The organism is Streptomyces sp. NPDC033966 (assembly GCF_055575955.1).
Map to the genome: position 1 here is coordinate 87,798 of NZ_JBVIRQ010000014.1, position 15,955 is coordinate 103,752.

Consider the following 15,955-nt stretch of genomic DNA (forward strand, 5'->3'; position numbering starts at 1 on the left):
TCTCGTGCCGCCGCCCGGCCTGGATGTGGCACCGCCCTCCGCCTCGAACACGGCGCCGGCCCCCGGCCCGGACGCGGGGGAGCCCCCCGCCTCGGATCTCGTGCCGCCGCCCGGCCTGGATGTGGCACCGCCCTCCGCCTCGAACACGGCGCCGGCCCCCGGCCCGGACGCGGGGGAGCCCCCCGCCTCGGACCTGGTGCCGCCGCCCGGCGTGGACGTGGCACCGCCCTCCGGCCCCGGCGCCGCCGGCCCGCCGGCCGCCGCCACCCCCTCGCCCAGCCCCTGCCCGTCCGGGGCCGGTACCGTGCCGCGCGAGCCCGCCGGCCCCCAGGACCGGCCCGGCGGCGCCCTGCCCCCGTCCGACGGCCCCGCCGCCACCCCGCCCGACGCGAACGGCGACCTCCCGCGCGACGTGCCCGGCAACGTCCCGCCCGACCAGGGCCTGACCCACACCCCGGACGACGGGCCGGGCACCGGCAACGACCCGGCCCTGCCCCCGGACCCGGTCGATCCCGCCGCTCCGGACGGCTTCCCCGACGGGCAGCAGGCCACCGACGAGCCCCCGTACCTGGAGAGCGCCTGACGCGGCGCTGTGTCATGGTGGACCGGTGCCGAGCACCGTATCGCTGCCGGAGGACTGGCCCGCACACGCGGACCGTTCCCTGTCACTGAACCGGATGGGCAGTTTCGACTGGGACCTGGTCACCGGGCTCATGCACATGGACGCGGCGGCCCTCGACGTCTTCGACACGACCCCGGACGAGTACGACGGACGGCCGGGATCGCTCTCCCCGCGCGTCCCGCCCGCCGAGTCCGCCCGGCTGGACGCCCTCGTCTCCAGCGCCCTCAAGAGCGGCGTCGACACCTACGGCGCGTACTTCCGCATCCGCTGCCGCGACGGCGGCCTGCGCTGGACCCACACCCAGGGCCGCGTCATGCGCGACCCGGACGGCCGCCCGTACCGGATCATCGGCATCGTCCGCGACGCCACCGAGGAGCTGAGCCACTCCGCCGAACGCCTCGGCCTCGACGAGGAGCGGCGGCGCCAGACCACCGTGGTCGAGAGCACCACCGCCGCCCTCGCGCACGCCCGGACCGTGCGCGACGTCATCGACGTCATCGGCGACGCCCACGGCCTGGAGCGGCTCGGCTCCATGGGCATGGTGATGGGCCTCGTCGAGGCAGGCCGGATCCACCTGGTGGCCGAAGGCCCCGCCGACAGCTTCGTGCCCGGCACCCGCTACACCCGCATCGACGAGCAGTACCCGATGAGCGAGGTCGTCCGCTCGCTCCAGCCCCGCTTCCTCGACTCCGCCGAGGAGTTCGCCGAGGGGTACCCCGACCTCTGGTCGAAGATCTCGTACATGAAGATATCGGCCGCCGCGTACCTGCCGCTGATCGCGCAGGCCCGCCCGATCGGCGCGATCGGACTGCTCTACCAGGACAAGGACGGCTTCACCCAGGACGAGCGGAACCTGCTGGTCGCCCTGGGCAGCAGCATCGCCCAGAGCCTGCAGCGCGCCATGCTGCTGGAACAGGAGCACGACCTCGCCGAAGGCCTCCAGCAGGCCATGCTGCCCCGCCGGATCCCGGCCGTCCCCGGGGCCCAGATCGCGGTGCGCTACCGGTCCGCCCGGATGGGCCAGGACATCGGCGGGGACTGGTACGACGTCATCCCGCTGCCCGGCGGCCGGGTCGGCGCCGTCATCGGCGACGTGCAGGGCCACGACACCCACGCCGCGGCCGTCATGGGCCAGCTGCGCATCGTACTGCGCGCGTACGCCGCCGAGGGGCACTCCCCGGGCACGGTGATGGCCCGGGCCTCGGTGTTCCTGCACGAACTGGACACCGACCGCTTCGCGACCTGCACCTACGTGGAGGCGGACCTCTCCACCGGCGTCCTCCAGCTGGTGCGCGCCGGCCACATCGACCCGCTCCTTCGCACCCGCGACGGGGAGTGCCGCAGACTGCCGGTGGAAGGCGGGATGCCGCTGGGCCTGTCGGCGGAGTTCGGGCGGCTGGAGTATCCGGTGACCACCGTGGAACTGGACGCGGGGGAGACGCTCGTGCTGTGCACCGACGGACTGGTGGAACAGCCCGGCGCCGACCTCGACGACGGCGTCAGCCTGCTGGCCTCCCTGGTCAAGGGCGGCCCGGCCGACCTCCAGCGGCTCGCCGACCGTCTGTGCGAGGTCGTCGACGACCGGGGCGGCGACGACGACATGGCCCTGCTCCTGCTGCGCCGCCAGGGCGAGGACACCCGGCCCGGCGGCGGACGGCTCCAGCAGCACGTGGCCCCCGGGGACCCCGAGGCGCTCGTCGCCGCCCGGCACATGATCGGCGCGGCCGTCCACTCGTGGGGTGCGCGGGAGCGGGCCGACGAGATCGAACTGGTCGCGGACGAGCTGATCGTGAACGCCCTGATGCACACCGACGGCCCCGCGATCGTGACCCTGCGCGTCCTGGCCGGCCCGGAGCGCCGGCTGCGGGTGGAGGTGGAGGACCGCTCCAGCGCCCTCCCGCGCCGCCGCGAGGCGGGGGAGGCGGGGGTTTCGGGGCGGGGCCTGATGCTGGTGGACCGGCTGGCGGACGTCTGGGGCGTCGAGTCCCGGGGCAGCGGCAAATGCGTGTGGTGCGAGTTCGTGATGGGCTGAGCGGCGGGCCGGGCCCGCCGTCCCCGCTGCGGTCCCGGTCGCGGTTCCGGTCGCGGGCCGCGTGCCGGGGCGCCAGGCTGGGAGGGTGCCCGAGCTGCCGGAGGTCGAGGCCCTGAGGGAGTTCCTCGACGAGCACCTCGCCGGGCGGGTGGTCGAACGCGTCCTCCCGCTCGCCGTCAGCGTGCTCAAGACCTACGACCCTCCCCCCGCCGCCCTCGAAGGGCAGCCCGCCGGACCCGTGGCCCGGTACGGCAAGTTCCTCGCCCTGCGCGTCGGCGGGCTCCACCTCGTCACCCACCTGGCCCGGGCCGGCTGGCTCCGCTGGCGCGAGGACTTCCCCGCGCAGCCGCCCCGCCCCGGCAAGGGCCCGCTCGCGCTGCGCCTCGTACTGGAGGGCGGCGGCGGCTTCGACCTCACCGAGGCGGGCACGCAGAAACGCCTCGCCGTGTACGTCGTGCACGACCCCCAGGAGGTCCCGGGCATCGCGCGGCTCGGCCCCGACCCGCTCGCCGACGGCTTCGACCGGGAGGCCTTCGCCGCGCTGCTGGCCGGGGAGCGGCGGCAGATCAAGGGCGTGCTCCGCGACCAGGGCGTGATCGCCGGGATCGGCAACGCGTACAGCGACGAGATCCTGCACGCCGCGAAGGTCTCGCCGTTCAAACTGGCCGCCTCCTTCGACGAGGAGCAGGTCACCCACCTGTACGGGGCCGTACGGGACACCCTGCGGGCGGCCGTCGAGCGGGCCCACGGGCTGGCGGCCCAGGACCTGAAGGCCGAGAAGAAGAGCGGGCTGCGGGTCCACGGGCGGGACGGCGAGCCCTGCCCGGTGTGCGGGGACACCGTCCGCTCGGTGTCCTTCGCGGACTCCTCGCTCCAGTACTGCCCCACCTGCCAGACCGGCGGCAAGCCGCTCGCGGACCGCAGGCTCTCCCGCCTCCTCAAGTAGCCGGTGCCATGCGTAGACTCCGGCACCATGGCCGAGCAGCAGCCGCCGCCCCGGCGGGAGATCGTCACCGGCGTCCCGCGCGGCGCCCGCCGCCGTCCGCCCGCGCACACCCCGGCCCGCTCGGAGATTTCCGAGCAGACCAGCCTCGGCGCCACCTACGTACGGGCCCTGATGCGCAGCCAGCTGCGCGCGGGGCTGGGCGCGCTGGCGGTGCTGGCCCTGGTCCTGGGGCTGCTGCCGCTGGGCTTCCTGCTGCCCCGGGCGGCCGCGGGCCCGCTGGTCTGGGTCGCGCTCGGGCTGGCGGCGTACCCGGTGATGTGGCTGATCGCCCGCTGGTACGTGGGCCGGGCCGAGCGCAACGAGGCCGACTTCACGGGCCTGGTGACGGACCCGGCCGAGTCGGCGTAGCGGCGGGCTCCCGGACCGGCCCGGCCTAGTACTCCAGTGTGACTTCGTAGTTCCACGTCACGTCGCGCGTGTGGTGGCTACTGGGCGGTGGACTGTCCGATCGCACGGAGGACATCGGCGAGCCAGACCAGGTGGTGGCCCACGGCCCGGTTCGGGTCGGCGAGGAGGTCCTCAAGGTGCTGCCATGACTCGGAGAGCTGCCCGATTGTGATCGTTCTCGGTTCGTTGGGGACGTCGTAGAGTTCGTCGCCCGGAACGGACCAGAAGTAATCGTGTTCGAGCGCCACTGCGCTGCCGGCTGACGCTTCGATGTGTTGCATTGCCAGCTCGAAGGCGTGCCGCAGCTGGTCAAGCGGGATCTGCAGAGGTTCGCTGTCCATGTGCTCATTGTGTCGATCAGGGGCCGTCGGACCGGAGCAAGGAGTTCGGCACTGTCCAGGACCCGGCCTGGAGCGAGGGCGGCCACCGCGTGATCATCGGGGTTTGTGTGGACTCCTGAAGATCGTGCGGTGGCCGCGGGCCATAGCGTAGAGCCTGTCCGGTGGCGGGCATTGTTCGACCAGGCCATGTCACGGATCGCGGGTCGGTTCCGACGGGTGGAACCGCGGGCGACCGCCAGCGCGTACCTGCTTGGGCTGCTGTCCGGCGTCGAGCGCAAGAACTGCTGGCGGCTGGCAGAACAGGCTGGTCACGCACGTCCCGGACCGATGCAGCGACTGCTGCGAAGTGCCCGCTGGGACGCTGATGCTGTCCGCGACGAAGTCCGCGCTTACGCGGTGGACCACCTCGGCGGCGACGGTGGCGTGCTGATCGTCGACGAGACCGGCTTCCTGAAGAAGGGCCGGTCCTCGGCGGGCGTGCAGCGGCAATACACCGGCACCGCCGGACGCATCGAGAACAGCCAGGTCGGTGTCTTTCTCGCCTACGCCACCGGCCGGGGGCGGGCACTGATCGACCGCCGGCTCTACCTGCCTGAGCATTCCTGGTGCACCGATCCGGAGCGCCGCCAGGCTGCCGGGATACCCGACGAGGTGCAGTTCGCGACCAAACCCCGCCTGGCCTGGGAAATGATCGCCGCCGCACTGGGTGCCGGGGTGGAAGCACGGTGGGTGACCGGCGACGAGGCATACGGGCAGGACCCGCAGCTTCGTGCCGCCCTGGAGGCAAACCGGACCGGATACGTTCTGGCCGTCGCCTGCTCCATCCGGGTCCGGATCAACTCCGGCCGCACACCGATTCGCGCAGACACGGTCGCCAGTCGCCTGCCCACGACTGCCTGGCACCGGCAAAGCGCCGGCAACGGCGCGAAGGGCCCGCGCTATTACGACTGGGCCTGGATCCATATCGGCACCGGCGAACACAGCCACCTGCTGATCCGCCGCAACCCCACCACGAGGGAACTCGCCTTCTACCTGTGCTGGTCACCTGCCGCAGTACCCCTGGCCGAGCTCGTCCGCGTGGCCGGCACCCGCTGGAACGTCGAAGAATGCTTCCAGGCCGCCAAGGGCCAAGTCGGCTTGGACCACTACCGGGTGAGGCACTGGACCTCATGGCACCGGCACGTCACGCTCGCCATGCTCGCGCTGGCGTTCCTGGCCGCCGTCGCCGCTGACGCAGCCCCCGACCGGCCAGCGAAGCCGCGTCACCACGTCCGGGGCAGCGACCCGATCCCGCTGACCGTTCCAGAAATCCGCCACCTCTTCACCGCCGTCCTCAACCCACCAGTCGGGCCCCTGGCCAGACTGCTGCACTGGTCGAACTGGCGCAGACGCCACCAGGCAACAGCCCGGCGCAGCCACTACCGACGACGCTCAGCCCACGAAACCAGCGGATAGATCACGAAACCGCACTGGAGTGCTAGGCCGTCTCCTTCGGATCGTCTCGCCGACCAGATGAAGATGGCGGCGAGGTGGAGTCCGGCGAGGTAGACGGTGGCGTTCTTGTCGAAGCGAGTGGCCAGGCCGCGCCACTGCTTGAGCTTGTTGATGCACCGCTCGACGGTATTCCGCTGCTTGTATGCCTCACGGTCGAAGGCTGGCGGTCGCCCGCCGAGCCGGCCGAGCCTCTTGCGGTTGGCAGCCTGGTCGGCGGGTTGCGGGATCACCGCCCGGATTCCGCGTCGCCGCAGATGATGTCGGATCGCCCGGGACGAGTAGGCCTTGTCAGCCAGGACCGCATCCGGCGTGACCCTGGGGCGGCCGATCAGCCTGGGTACCCGCAGGTGGGCCATGACCTGCTCGAATGCGGGTGCGTCACCAGCCTGTCCCGGCGTGACGACGAACGCGAGAGGCCGGCACCGGCCGTCCGCAGCAAGGTGGATCTTGGTGGTCGGTCCTCCGCGGGAGCGTCCGAGGGCATGGTCGGTCGGCTCGTCGGCCGGCGCCCCTTTTTAGGGGCCCCGGCGGCGTGCTGGTGAGCCCGGACGATCGTGGAGTCGACCGAGACCACCCAGTCGAGGTCGCCTTCGGTGTCGGCCTGGGCAAGCAGGGCGGTGAAGACCTTCGCCCACGTGCCGTCGGCCGCCCACTTCCGCAGCCGGTTGTGGGCGCCCTTCCACGACCCGAAGTGCGCCGGGAGGTCCATCCATGGAGTGCCGGTGCGGTACTTGAACGCGATCGCGTCGATCACCTGCCGGTGATCCCGCCGCCGCCCACCCCGTCGAGGAGTCCGGTCCGGCAACAACGGCTCAATGCGAGCCCACTGGGCGTCAGTCAACGACACACCGGACCAACGATCAGATGATCTAAAGGGAGCGCTCAGAAGGGCGGCCAGTCGGAACCCGGAGGCGGGGTGGGAGAGACCCGGTTGCCGTTCCGCATATGCAGAGGCCAGCGCTCGTCGATGAGCGCAACCGCCTCCTTGCACGCCTCGCAAGCACTCGGCCACTCGGACATCCACAGGTACGCTGAGGCGGTGAGGCCCTCATGGGCCAGCCCGCACAGCGTTGCACCGAATCCGTCGGCGGAGTACGCGCACGCCACGTCATACACGTGGGCGACTCCCTCCGGAAGTTGCGGGGATTCCGCCCGCTCCCACGGTATGTAGCCGTACTGCGGCCGCGAGACCTCGCGCGGGTCGTGTCCGAATTCGGTCCACGCATAGCACCAGGGGCAGAACCAGCGCTCCTTCACGGCATCCCACATCGACGGTTCACCCACCGGCATTCGCCGCATCCCATGGCCACAGACATCACAGGTCACACCACATTCTGCCTGGCCGTTGGCGACTGCCGGCACCTGGCGTCCCATGCGGTGCCGGTGGATACGGGCTGGCCGACAAGATCCAAAGGAGACAGCCTGGGGCGCGTATTGAGTCGTGATCAATGCGCGGCCCTGTGACTGATCAGGCACAGCGATGTGGCTACCCGGCCGATCCGGTGAATAGGCACTTGCGGCAGCTTCTGGGGGGATCCCGCGCGGACCGTGTTCACTGGACGGTGCTTACCGAAGATCAACGTGCCCCGGAGCGAACGTTGAGGTCGAACCGCATCCCGTCGCCGGGGTGCTCCGGCAGGATCCCTTACCCGATTTGCGTGGATTGTCATACTGCGGGACGGGGGCTAGCGTGGCAGGGGTAAGCCTCGTCTGCTCCGCGGAGGCCGTCGTGACCCAGCTCACCGAGCATGCCGTCCGCTCACTCAAGGGTCGGATCAGGGGAGATGTCCTCGGGCCGGAGCATCCTGAGTATGACGCCGCTCGCTCCGTGGCCAACGGAGCCATCGACCACCGCCCCTCCCTCCTGGTCCGCTGCGTCGAACCCGCGGATGTAGCCGCCGCATTGTCCTTCGCTCGTGACGAGCACCTTGAGGTGTCGGTGCGCGGTGGGGGGCACAACCCGGCGGGTGCCGCCGTCTGCCCCGACGGGCTGGTCGTCGACCTGACCGCGATGCACGCCGTTACGGTCGACCCCGAGGCCCGCACCGCCCGCTGCGGCGGCGGAGCCACCCTCGCCCAGCTCGACGCCGCCACCCAGGCGCACGGCCTCGCCGTGCCGTCCGGCACCATCAGCCACACGGGCGTCGGTGGCCTGACCCTGGGCGGTGGTATGGGCTGGCTCACCCGCCAGCACGGACTGACCGTCGACAATCTGCTGGGTGCCGAGGTGGTGCTGGCCAACGGCACCCTGGTGCACGCATCGGCGGAGGAGAACCCGGACCTGTTCTGGGCGCTGCGCGGCGGCGGTGGGAACTTCGGGGTGGTCACGGCCTTCGATTTCGGGCTGCACGCGGTGGGGCCCGAGGTGCACGTCGGTGTCTTCTTCTGGGACATGTCGGTGGGCCGCGAGGCGCTGGTGCTGATCCGCGAGGTGGTCCCGGCGCTGCCACCGGGACACAGTGTGCTGGTCGGCATCGGGCTGAACGCCCCGCCAGAGCCCTTCGTACGGGTCGAGGACCGCGGCAAGCTCGGCCATGCACTGATCATCGGAGGCTTCGGCAGCGCGGAGGAGCATGCCGCCGCGGCCGCCCTGCTGGACGGTGGGCCGCCGAGGCTCTTCGAGATGCGGACCCCGCTGCCCTACACCCACCTGCAGAGCATGCTCGACGATTCCTCGCCGTACGGGATCCTCGACTACGAGAAGGGGCTCCTCATCCCGGAGTTGAGCGACGACGTGATCGCGCTGCTGAACGAGTACCTGCGGCGCAAGACCTCGCCGCTGACCTTCTGCCCGACCTTCCGGTTGGACGGCGCCTTCACCGAGGTCGACGAGGACGCCACGGCCTACGGAAGCCCGCGCGAACCCGGCTACATGATGGCCCTCACCGCCCTCACCTTCGACCCGGAGGAGCTGGTGGCCGACACCGCCTGGGTCAAGGCGCTGTGGACCGAGCTGCTGCCGCACGCGGTCGGCCCCGGTGGCTACGTCAACTTCATGACAGAGATCGAAGAGGACCGCGTCCGGGCGTCGTACGGGCCGGAGAAGTACCAGCGGCTGGCCCGGATCAAGTCCAAGTACGACCCGGAGAACGTCTTCCACCGGAACGCCAACGTCACTCCCGCCGCAGCCTGACGCACCGTCATGCGTGATCTTCGCTTCGAGGCGCACGGTATGAGCAAGTGTCCGCGTACTCGCAAACGCTGGTCAGCGTGGACTCCACAAGGGTCCGCGCCCGCCATGACGCCGCCGGCATGCGCGTCAGCAGGCACCTCATGGAGGCCATGGAAGAAGCCGCGCAGGAGCAGGAAGCTGCCCGGCGAAAGGGGGCGGACCGGAGGAACAGGACGGACAGGCCGAGCGCCGGACCATCCGGCGCAGACGCAAGCTCCGCCTGAAGGAAGCCCTGCTCGGCAGGTCCCGGGGCGGACTCACCAGCAAGATTCATCTCGCCGCGGACCGCGGGTGCCGTCCGCTCGCGTTGGTCCTGACCGCCGGGCAGGCCGGGGACAGCCCGCAGTTCGTCCCCGTGCTCGCGAGGGTGAGAGTCCGCCTGCCTGTCGGCCGTCCCCGCACGACGCCTGACGCAGTCGCCGCGGACAAGGCCTACTCGTCCCGCGGTAACCGCTCCTACCTGCGCAGACGCGGTATCAAGGCGGTCATCCCGGAAAAGCGGGACCAAGCCGCCAACCGCAAGAAGAAGGGCGCACAAGGCGGCCGGCCCGTCAGCCACGACGCCGACCTCAGGCCCTAGAAGAGGTGCATCGCCAGGTGTCCCAGCGGCAGGCCGAGCTGCCACGCCGGGGTCCAGACGCGGGCGTTCTCGTCCAGGGCCGGCGGGACGTCGGCGCCGCCGTGCCGGCCCGGGTCGAGGTTGGTGGCGAAGAGCTCCGTGTGGTCCAGCCAGCGCCACGCCGCCCGGGCCAGTTCGAGGTCCGGGTCCTCGCCGCGGCCGCGCTCGCGGGCCTCCTCGCCCAGCGCGAGGAACCGGGTGTGGACCCAGTCGCGCCAGGGGTGCCCGTACGCCGTCAGGGAGAGCCACTCGTCGAGCTGCGAGACCACCCGGATCCCGGACAGTTCGCCGGCCGCGTCCGAGAGGTAGATCGTCAGCGCGAGCGTGTCGCGCCCGGCCCGGAACTCCAGCGTGCTCACCGGGATCAGCCGGCCCGTGCGCAGCAGTTCGTCGGCGATGTACTCCGCGTAGAGCCACGCCATGGGAACCGCAAGTCCGCCGTCACTGGTGCCGTTCATACCCTCGGGCTGCACCGTGCCACCCTCTCCCGCGTGTCGAGCCTGCCGCCGTCATCCCCGAGCCTTCACCGGACGGCTCGCGGACCGGGGGATGTTTACTCAACTTGCACGCACTGGTGCCGATATCGGTGTGTTCCGTGTCCGGATCGTGCGCATCGGGGGCGTTCCTTGAGTGTTTCTCCAGCGGGCCGGGGCCCGGCGCGGGGCCGCGGGCGGGCAGCGGTCAGGCGCCGAGCCCGTACCCCTGGAGGTCCTTCCGCAGGGCGCGCAGGGCGTAGTGCGTACGGGACTTGACCGTCCCGGCGGGGATGCCGAGCTCCGCCGCCGCCTCGGCCACCGAGCGGTCCTGGAAGTAGACCTGCATCAGTACGGCCCGGTGCTCCGGCCCCAGGCTCCCCACCGCCCGCCGGACGTCGATCGCGGTGACCGAGCCGGCCACCGCGTCCTCGGGGGCCGGCGCCTGCTCCAGACCGTCGGGGTCGACCTCCTGCGGCCGCGACAGCCGCGCCCGGCGGGCGTCGATCGCCAGCCGCCGGGCCACCGTGAACAGCCACGGCCGCATGGACTCGTGCCCGGTCGCCAGCACCTCCGGATGCTGCCAGACGCGTACGAGGGTCTCCTGGACGAGGTCCTCGGCACGTTGGGCGTCCCCGGCGGTGAGGCCGAGCAGGAATCCGAACAGGGCCCGCCCGTGGTCGCGCTGGAGTTCCGCGAGCGCCTCGGGTTCCGTGCGCTGGAGGGTGGGGGAGGGCGACACGAGTGGCTCCTTCCGGGTCCGGGGTCCGCTGGGCTGCCCGGCTGCCGGCCGGGCCGGCCGCCGGGCCGTGGGCCCGCGCCGCGGGGCTCGGGCTGTGGGCGTCCCACTCACCCTCACCTGCACGGAGCCGCCCGGGAACCGTCCGGCGGGGGCGTTGCGCCCAAGGCCCCGGGTCGTCCGGTGGGCGGCCGCGCCGGGCGACGAACGGTCGAACGGCGCGGCGAACGGCCATGGGCCGTCGGGGTGGGAGACGGCCGCAGGACGGCGCCGGTCCTTGACTTGAAAGCCCTTCTCCTATGGATTTCAGTTGATCTGACAGTCCTATGAACGGGAGCTGGGACGGATGACCAAGCGCACCCGGCGGGCCCTCGCCCTGCTGACCGCCCTGCTGCTCCCGGCGTCCGCGGCCGGCTGCTCCACCTCCGGTGGCCGCACCCCGGCCCGCCTCGGCTCCAGCGCCGCCGGGGCCCCCGCCGGCACGGCCCCGGCCGCCCCCTCCGCGGCCCGCGGATTCACCCTCGTCGCGAGCGGAGACGTACTCCCGCACACCTCGGTCATCAAGCGCGCGGCGGCCGACGCGGGCGGCGACGGGTACGACTTCCGGCCGATGTTCTCCGGGGTCAAGCCGGTGGTCGCGGCGGCCGACCTCGCCCTGTGCCACATGGAGACCATCTACGGCGAGGACGACGGCCCCTTCAGCGGCTACCCGGCCTTCGTCTCCCCGCCCACCGTCGCCGACGCCCTCAAGGACGCCGGGTACGACGGCTGCTCGACCGCCTCCAACCACACCCTCGACGACGGGGCAGACGGGCTCAAACGCACGCTCGACCGCTTCGACAAGGTCGGCCTCGGCCACGCCGGCTCCGCGCGCACCGCCGCCGAGGCGGCGCGGACCACCCTCTACACGGCGGGTTCCGCGAAGGTCGCGCACCTCGCCTACACCTACGACACCAACGGGTACCCCATGCCCGACGGACAGCCGTGGGCGGTCAGCCTGATGCGCCAGGACAAGATCGTCGCGGACGCCCGCGCGGCCCGCGAGGCAGGCGCGGACGTGGTGCTGGTCAGCATCCACTGGGGCACCGAATGGCAGACCGAACCGGACGAGACGCAGCTCTCGCTGGGGAAGGCGCTCACCGCCTCGCAGACCGGCGGACGCCCGGACATCGACATGATCCTCGGGACGCACGCCCACATCCCGCAGGCCTACGAGAAGGTCAACGGGACCTGGATCGTCTACGGGATGGGCGACCAGGTCGCCGGCGAGATGTTCAACCACTCCGGCGCGCGCGACATGCGCGGCAACTACGGCTCCATCGCCCGCTTCACCTTCGCCCCGCCCGCCGCCCCCGGGCAGCGCTGGCGGGTGACCGGGGCCGAGTTCGTCCCGCAGATGATGGACCTGTCCATCGGCAGGGTCGTCAACCTGCCCGCCGCCCTCGCCGAGGACCCCGGCGACGAGGAGTACGAGAGCGCCGACGAGGCCGTCACCGAGGCCGTCCTCAGCCGCGGCGCCGCCAAGGACGGCCTGAAACGCGCCCGGTGACCCCGGCCGCGGGACGACCGTCACCGGCCGGCGGCCCGCCTCGACCAGGCGCACCAGTCGGGAGCCCCTCCGCCTTGCGATGCACGGCGCCTGGGGCCCCTCCCAGCGGTGGCCGGGGGAGACGCGGGCTGATCCGGCCTGATCCGGAAGACACGGCCTGGCCGGTTCGGCGCGCGGACCGGGGCGGCCCTCCCTACAGTGCCAAGCATGAGTGCCACGCTGGAGGAGACCCGGGGGACCCGCAACCGCTTCCTGCACCGGGTCCCAGACGCCTTCGGCGCGTTCTTCGGGACGCTCGGGCTGGTGTGCGCGCTGCTGGCGCTCTCCCCGACGCTGCGCAGGCTCCTGCGGCCCGTGGTGCGCTTCCTCGACGACTTCGTGGTGCCGGTCAGCGAGAACCTCGCGTACGCCGTCTTCCTCTTCCTCCTCGCCGCCGCCCTCGGCACCCGCAAGAAGATCGCCTGGTGGATCGTCGTCACCTATCTGGCCCTGCTGATCCTGGTCGACCTGCTGATCATCGCCGACGGGGACTTCTGGGTCGGGGGCCCCTCGATGGTCCTCGCGGTGGCCGCGCTCGGCGTCCTGGTCGCCGCCCGCAAGGAGTTCTACGCGGCCTCGCGCCCCGGCGCCGTCTGGCGGGCCATGCTGGTGCTCGGCCTCGGCCTGCTCGGCGCGGTGTTCCTCGGCTGGGCGCTCGTCGCGCTCTTCCCCGGGACCCTGCCCAAGGGGCAGTGGCTGGACTGGGCCGCCAAGCAGGTCTTCGGCGGGCTCTTCTCCGCCCGGCAGTTCGACGGCCGCCCGCCCCGCCCGCTCTACTTCCTGCTCGGCCTCTTCGGCGCCCTCGCCCTGCTGAACGCGGCCGCGACCCTGTTCCGCTCGCAGCGGCTGACCGCCGCCCTGCACGGGGACGAGGAGGCCCGGATCCGGGCCCTGCTGGGCGCCTACGGACGGGCCGACTCCCTCGGCTACTTCGCCACCCGGCGGGACAAGGCCGTGGTCTTCGCCCCGAACGGCAAGGCCGCCGTCACCTACCGGGTCGAGGCCGGGGTCTGCCTGGCCAGCGGCGACCCGGTGGGCGACCCCGGCGCCTGGACCCCCGCCATCGACGCCTGGCTCGCCGTCGCGCGCCGCTACGGCTGGCAGCCGGCCGTGATGGGCGCCTCCGAGGACGGGGCGACCGCCTACGCCCGCTCGGGCCTGAGCGCCCTCCAGCTCGGCGACGAGGCCATCCTGCACGTCGCCCACTTCGACCTCGACGGCCGCGACATGCGGGTCACCCGGCAGGCCGTCAACCGGGTCGGGCGGACCGGCGCCACCACCGTGATCCGCCGCCACTCGGCCCTCACCGAGGAGGAGATGCGGACCATCGTCGACCGGGCCGACCGCTGGCGCGACACCGAGACCGAACGCGGCTTCTCCATGGCCCTGGACCGGCTCGGCGACCCCGAGGACGGGGACTGCCTGCTCGTCGAGGCCTTCGACGCGGGCGGCGAGCTGATCGCCCTGCTGTCCTTCGTCCCCTGGGGCAGGGACGGCATCTCCCTCGACCTGATGCGCCGCGACCGCGCCGCCCCCAACGGGGTCATGGAGTTCATGGTGGCCCAGCTGTGCGCGGCCGCCCCCGGCCTCGGCGTGCGCCGCATCTCCCTCAACTTCGCCGTGTTCCGCTCGGCCTTCGAGGAGGGCGGGCGGATCGGCGCGGGCCCGGTGCTCAAGCTGTGGCGCCGGCTGCTGCTGTTCTTCTCCCGCTGGTGGCAGCTGGAGGCCCTGTACCGCTCCAACGTCAAGTACGGCCCCGAGTGGTACCCGCGCTTCCTGTGCTACCAGGACGCCGGCTCGCTCGCCCGGGTCAGCCTCGCCTCCGGCATCGCCGAGGGCTTCGTCTCCGTACCCAGCATGCGCAAGCTCTGGGGCAACGGCCACGCCAAGGGCCTCACCGCCCCCGCCAACACCGCCGCGCTGCCCTCCATCGACTCCCTGGGCCTGGACCTCGTCGGGGAGGAGGGCGAGCGCGCCCAGGCCGAGCGGCTGCCCGAACAGGTCCGGGTGCGCCACGCCAAGCTGGAGCGGATCCGGGCCGCCGGGACGGACCCCTACCCGGTCGGGATCCCGCAGCGCACCCACACCGTCGCCGCCCTCAGGGCCGCCCGCCCCGGCCGGCCCCCCGGCGACCGCACCGGCGAGCAGGTCACCCTCGCCGGGCGGGTCATGGTCGTGCGCGACCTCGGGGGCGTGGTCTTCGCCGTGCTGCGCGACTGGACCGGCGACGCCCAGCTGATGTTCACCCGCGACGAGTCCGGCCCCGGCGTGCTGGACGCCTTCACCTCCCAGGTCGACTTCGGCGACCACGTCGTGGCCACCGGCGAGGTCGGCGCCAGCCGCAGCGGCGAGCCGTCCGTCGTGGTCGGCTCCTGGCAGCTCACCGGCAAGTGCCTGCGCCCCCTGCCCGACAAGCGCAAGGGCCTCGCCGACCCGGAGGCCCGGGTCCGGCGCCGCTACCTCGACCTCGTCGCCAGCCCCGGCGCGCGGGACGTCGTACGCGCCCGCTCCCGCGCCGTGCAGGCACTGCGCCAGGGCCTGCTCGACCGCGGCTACCTGGAGGTCGAGACGCCGATGCTCCAGCAGATCCACGGCGGGGCCAACGCCCGGCCGTTCCGCACCCACATCAACGCCTACGACCTCGACCTGTACCTGCGCATCGCGCCCGAGCTGTACCTCAAGCGGCTGTGCGTCGGCGGCATGGAGAAGGTCTTCGAGATGGGCCGCACCTTCCGCAACGAGGGCGTCTCCTACAAGCACAACCCCGAGTTCACGATGCTGGAGGCCTACCAGGCCTTCGCCGACTACGACGTGATGCTCGACCTCACCCGGGAGCTCATCCAGGGCGCCGCCACGGCCGCCTTCGGCTCGCCGGTCGCGCACAAGGCGGGCCCCGACGGCAAGCTCGTCGTCCACGACATCTCCGGGCCCTGGCCGGTCAAGACGATGTACGGGGCCATCAGCGAGGCCCTCGGCGAGGAGGTCGACGCCGACACCGAGGAGCGCGTGCTGCGCGTGCTGTGCGACCGGGCGGGCGTACCGCACGGCCCCGACGACACCCGCGGTGACGTGGTCCTGGAGATGTACGAGCGGCTGGTGGAGGAGCGGACGAAGCTCCCCACCTTCTACAAGGACTTCCCGACCGACGTCTCCCCGCTCACCCGGCAGCACCGCAAGGACCCCCGGCTGGCCGAACGCTGGGACCTGGTGGCCTTCGGCACCGAACTGGGCACCGCCTACTCGGAGCTGACCGACCCCGTCGAGCAGCGCCGCCGGCTGACCGCCCAGTCGCTGCTGGCGGCGGGCGGGGACCCCGAGGCGATGGAGCTCGACAACGACTTCCTCGACGCCCTGGAGTACGCGATGCCGCCCACCGGCGGACTCGGCATCGGGGTCGACCGGCTGGTCATGTTCCTCACGGGTCTGACGATCCGCGAGACGCTGCCGTTCCCCCTGGTACGACAGGGCTGATCAGCGGGGTG

General features: G+C 72.3%; 10 protein-coding genes and 3 pseudogenes. 9 read left to right on the forward strand and 4 right to left on the reverse strand.

Going from position 1 to position 15,955, the window contains the following annotated elements:
- The 4 genes and pseudogenes from ACZ518_RS31890 to ACZ518_RS31905 all read left to right on the forward strand — a co-directional run.
- A pseudogene (locus ACZ518_RS31890) lies at positions 1-583 on the forward strand (hypothetical protein); the annotation flags it as partial.
- A 7-nt stretch (positions 584-590) separates the two neighbouring features.
- Positions 591-2,654: a SpoIIE family protein phosphatase gene (locus tag ACZ518_RS31895; RefSeq protein WP_469116576.1), complete on the forward strand. Its 2,064-nt coding sequence runs from the start codon at positions 591-593 to the stop codon at positions 2,652-2,654.
- An 85-nt stretch (positions 2,655-2,739) separates the two neighbouring features.
- Complete coding sequence (locus tag ACZ518_RS31900; RefSeq protein WP_469116503.1) at positions 2,740-3,600, forward strand: Fpg/Nei family DNA glycosylase; 861 nt, start codon at positions 2,740-2,742, stop codon at positions 3,598-3,600.
- A gap of 27 nt (positions 3,601-3,627) precedes the next feature.
- A complete protein-coding gene (locus ACZ518_RS31905) occupies positions 3,628-4,008 on the forward strand; it encodes a hypothetical protein (RefSeq protein ID WP_469116504.1) in 381 nt (126 codons plus the stop codon).
- Between the two features lie 77 nt (positions 4,009-4,085).
- Here ACZ518_RS31905 and ACZ518_RS31910 read toward each other — a convergent pair whose 3' ends face one another.
- Entirely contained in the window at positions 4,086-4,388 is a 303-nt protein-coding gene (locus ACZ518_RS31910) for a hypothetical protein (RefSeq protein ID WP_469116505.1), read from the reverse strand.
- Positions 4,389-4,574: 186 nt separating this feature from the next.
- On the opposite strand from ACZ518_RS31910, the gene ACZ518_RS31915 reads away from it, so the two are divergent.
- Positions 4,575-5,843, forward strand: coding sequence for an IS701 family transposase (locus ACZ518_RS31915; RefSeq protein ID WP_469116506.1), 1,269 nt, complete (start codon positions 4,575-4,577; stop codon positions 5,841-5,843).
- Here ACZ518_RS31915 and ACZ518_RS31920 read toward each other — a convergent pair.
- A pseudogene (locus tag ACZ518_RS31920) lies at positions 5,807-6,729 on the reverse strand (IS5 family transposase). The gene ACZ518_RS31915 and the pseudogene ACZ518_RS31920 sit on opposite strands and share 37 nt — an antisense overlap.
- A 981-nt stretch (positions 6,730-7,710) precedes the next feature.
- On the opposite strand from ACZ518_RS31920, the gene ACZ518_RS31925 reads away from it, so the two are divergent.
- Both ACZ518_RS31925 and ACZ518_RS31930 read left to right on the forward strand, forming a co-directional pair.
- Positions 7,711-9,015 carry an FAD-binding oxidoreductase gene (locus tag ACZ518_RS31925; protein ID WP_469116507.1) on the forward strand — a complete coding sequence of 435 codons (1,305 nt, stop codon included), beginning with the start codon at positions 7,711-7,713 and terminating at the stop codon, positions 9,013-9,015.
- A gap of 65 nt (positions 9,016-9,080) precedes the next feature.
- Positions 9,081-9,625, forward strand: a pseudogene (locus tag ACZ518_RS31930) (transposase); the annotation flags it as partial.
- 5 nt (positions 9,626-9,630) lie between these two features.
- Here ACZ518_RS31930 and ACZ518_RS31935 read toward each other — a convergent pair.
- A complete protein-coding gene (locus tag ACZ518_RS31935; protein ID WP_469116508.1) occupies positions 9,631-10,131 on the reverse strand; it encodes a hypothetical protein in 501 nt (166 codons plus the stop codon).
- Positions 10,132-10,354: 223 nt separating this feature from the next.
- On the reverse strand, positions 10,355-10,888 hold the full coding sequence (locus ACZ518_RS31940; RefSeq protein ID WP_469116509.1) for a sigma-70 family RNA polymerase sigma factor: 534 nt from the start codon (positions 10,886-10,888) through the stop codon (positions 10,355-10,357).
- 343 nt (positions 10,889-11,231) lie between these two features.
- Here ACZ518_RS31940 and ACZ518_RS31945 point away from each other — a divergent pair, with 343 nt between their 5' ends.
- Together ACZ518_RS31945 and lysX are read left to right on the forward strand one after the other, a co-directional pair.
- A complete protein-coding gene (locus ACZ518_RS31945) occupies positions 11,232-12,434 on the forward strand; it encodes a CapA family protein (protein ID WP_469116510.1) in 1,203 nt (400 codons plus the stop codon).
- A gap of 207 nt (positions 12,435-12,641) precedes the next feature.
- Positions 12,642-15,944, forward strand: a complete 3,303-nt coding sequence (lysX, locus tag ACZ518_RS31950; protein ID WP_469116511.1) for a bifunctional lysylphosphatidylglycerol synthetase/lysine--tRNA ligase LysX — start codon at positions 12,642-12,644, stop codon at positions 15,942-15,944.
- Positions 15,945-15,955: the final 11 nt, after the last annotated feature.

Coding starts and splice junctions, on each gene's coding strand:
- ACZ518_RS31910 (WP_469116505.1), bottom strand. CDS start 4,388: ATGGACAGCGAACCTCTGCAGATCCCGCTTGACCAGCTGCGGCACGCC.
- ACZ518_RS31915 (WP_469116506.1), top strand. CDS start 4,575: ATGTCACGGATCGCGGGTCGGTTCCGACGGGTGGAACCGCGGGCGACC.
- ACZ518_RS31935 (WP_469116508.1), bottom strand. CDS start 10,131: ATGAACGGCACCAGTGACGGCGGACTTGCGGTTCCCATGGCGTGGCTC.
- lysX (WP_469116511.1), top strand. CDS start 12,642: ATGAGTGCCACGCTGGAGGAGACCCGGGGGACCCGCAACCGCTTCCTG.
- ACZ518_RS31945 (WP_469116510.1), top strand. CDS start 11,232: ATGACCAAGCGCACCCGGCGGGCCCTCGCCCTGCTGACCGCCCTGCTG.
- ACZ518_RS31905 (WP_469116504.1), top strand. CDS start 3,628: ATGGCCGAGCAGCAGCCGCCGCCCCGGCGGGAGATCGTCACCGGCGTC.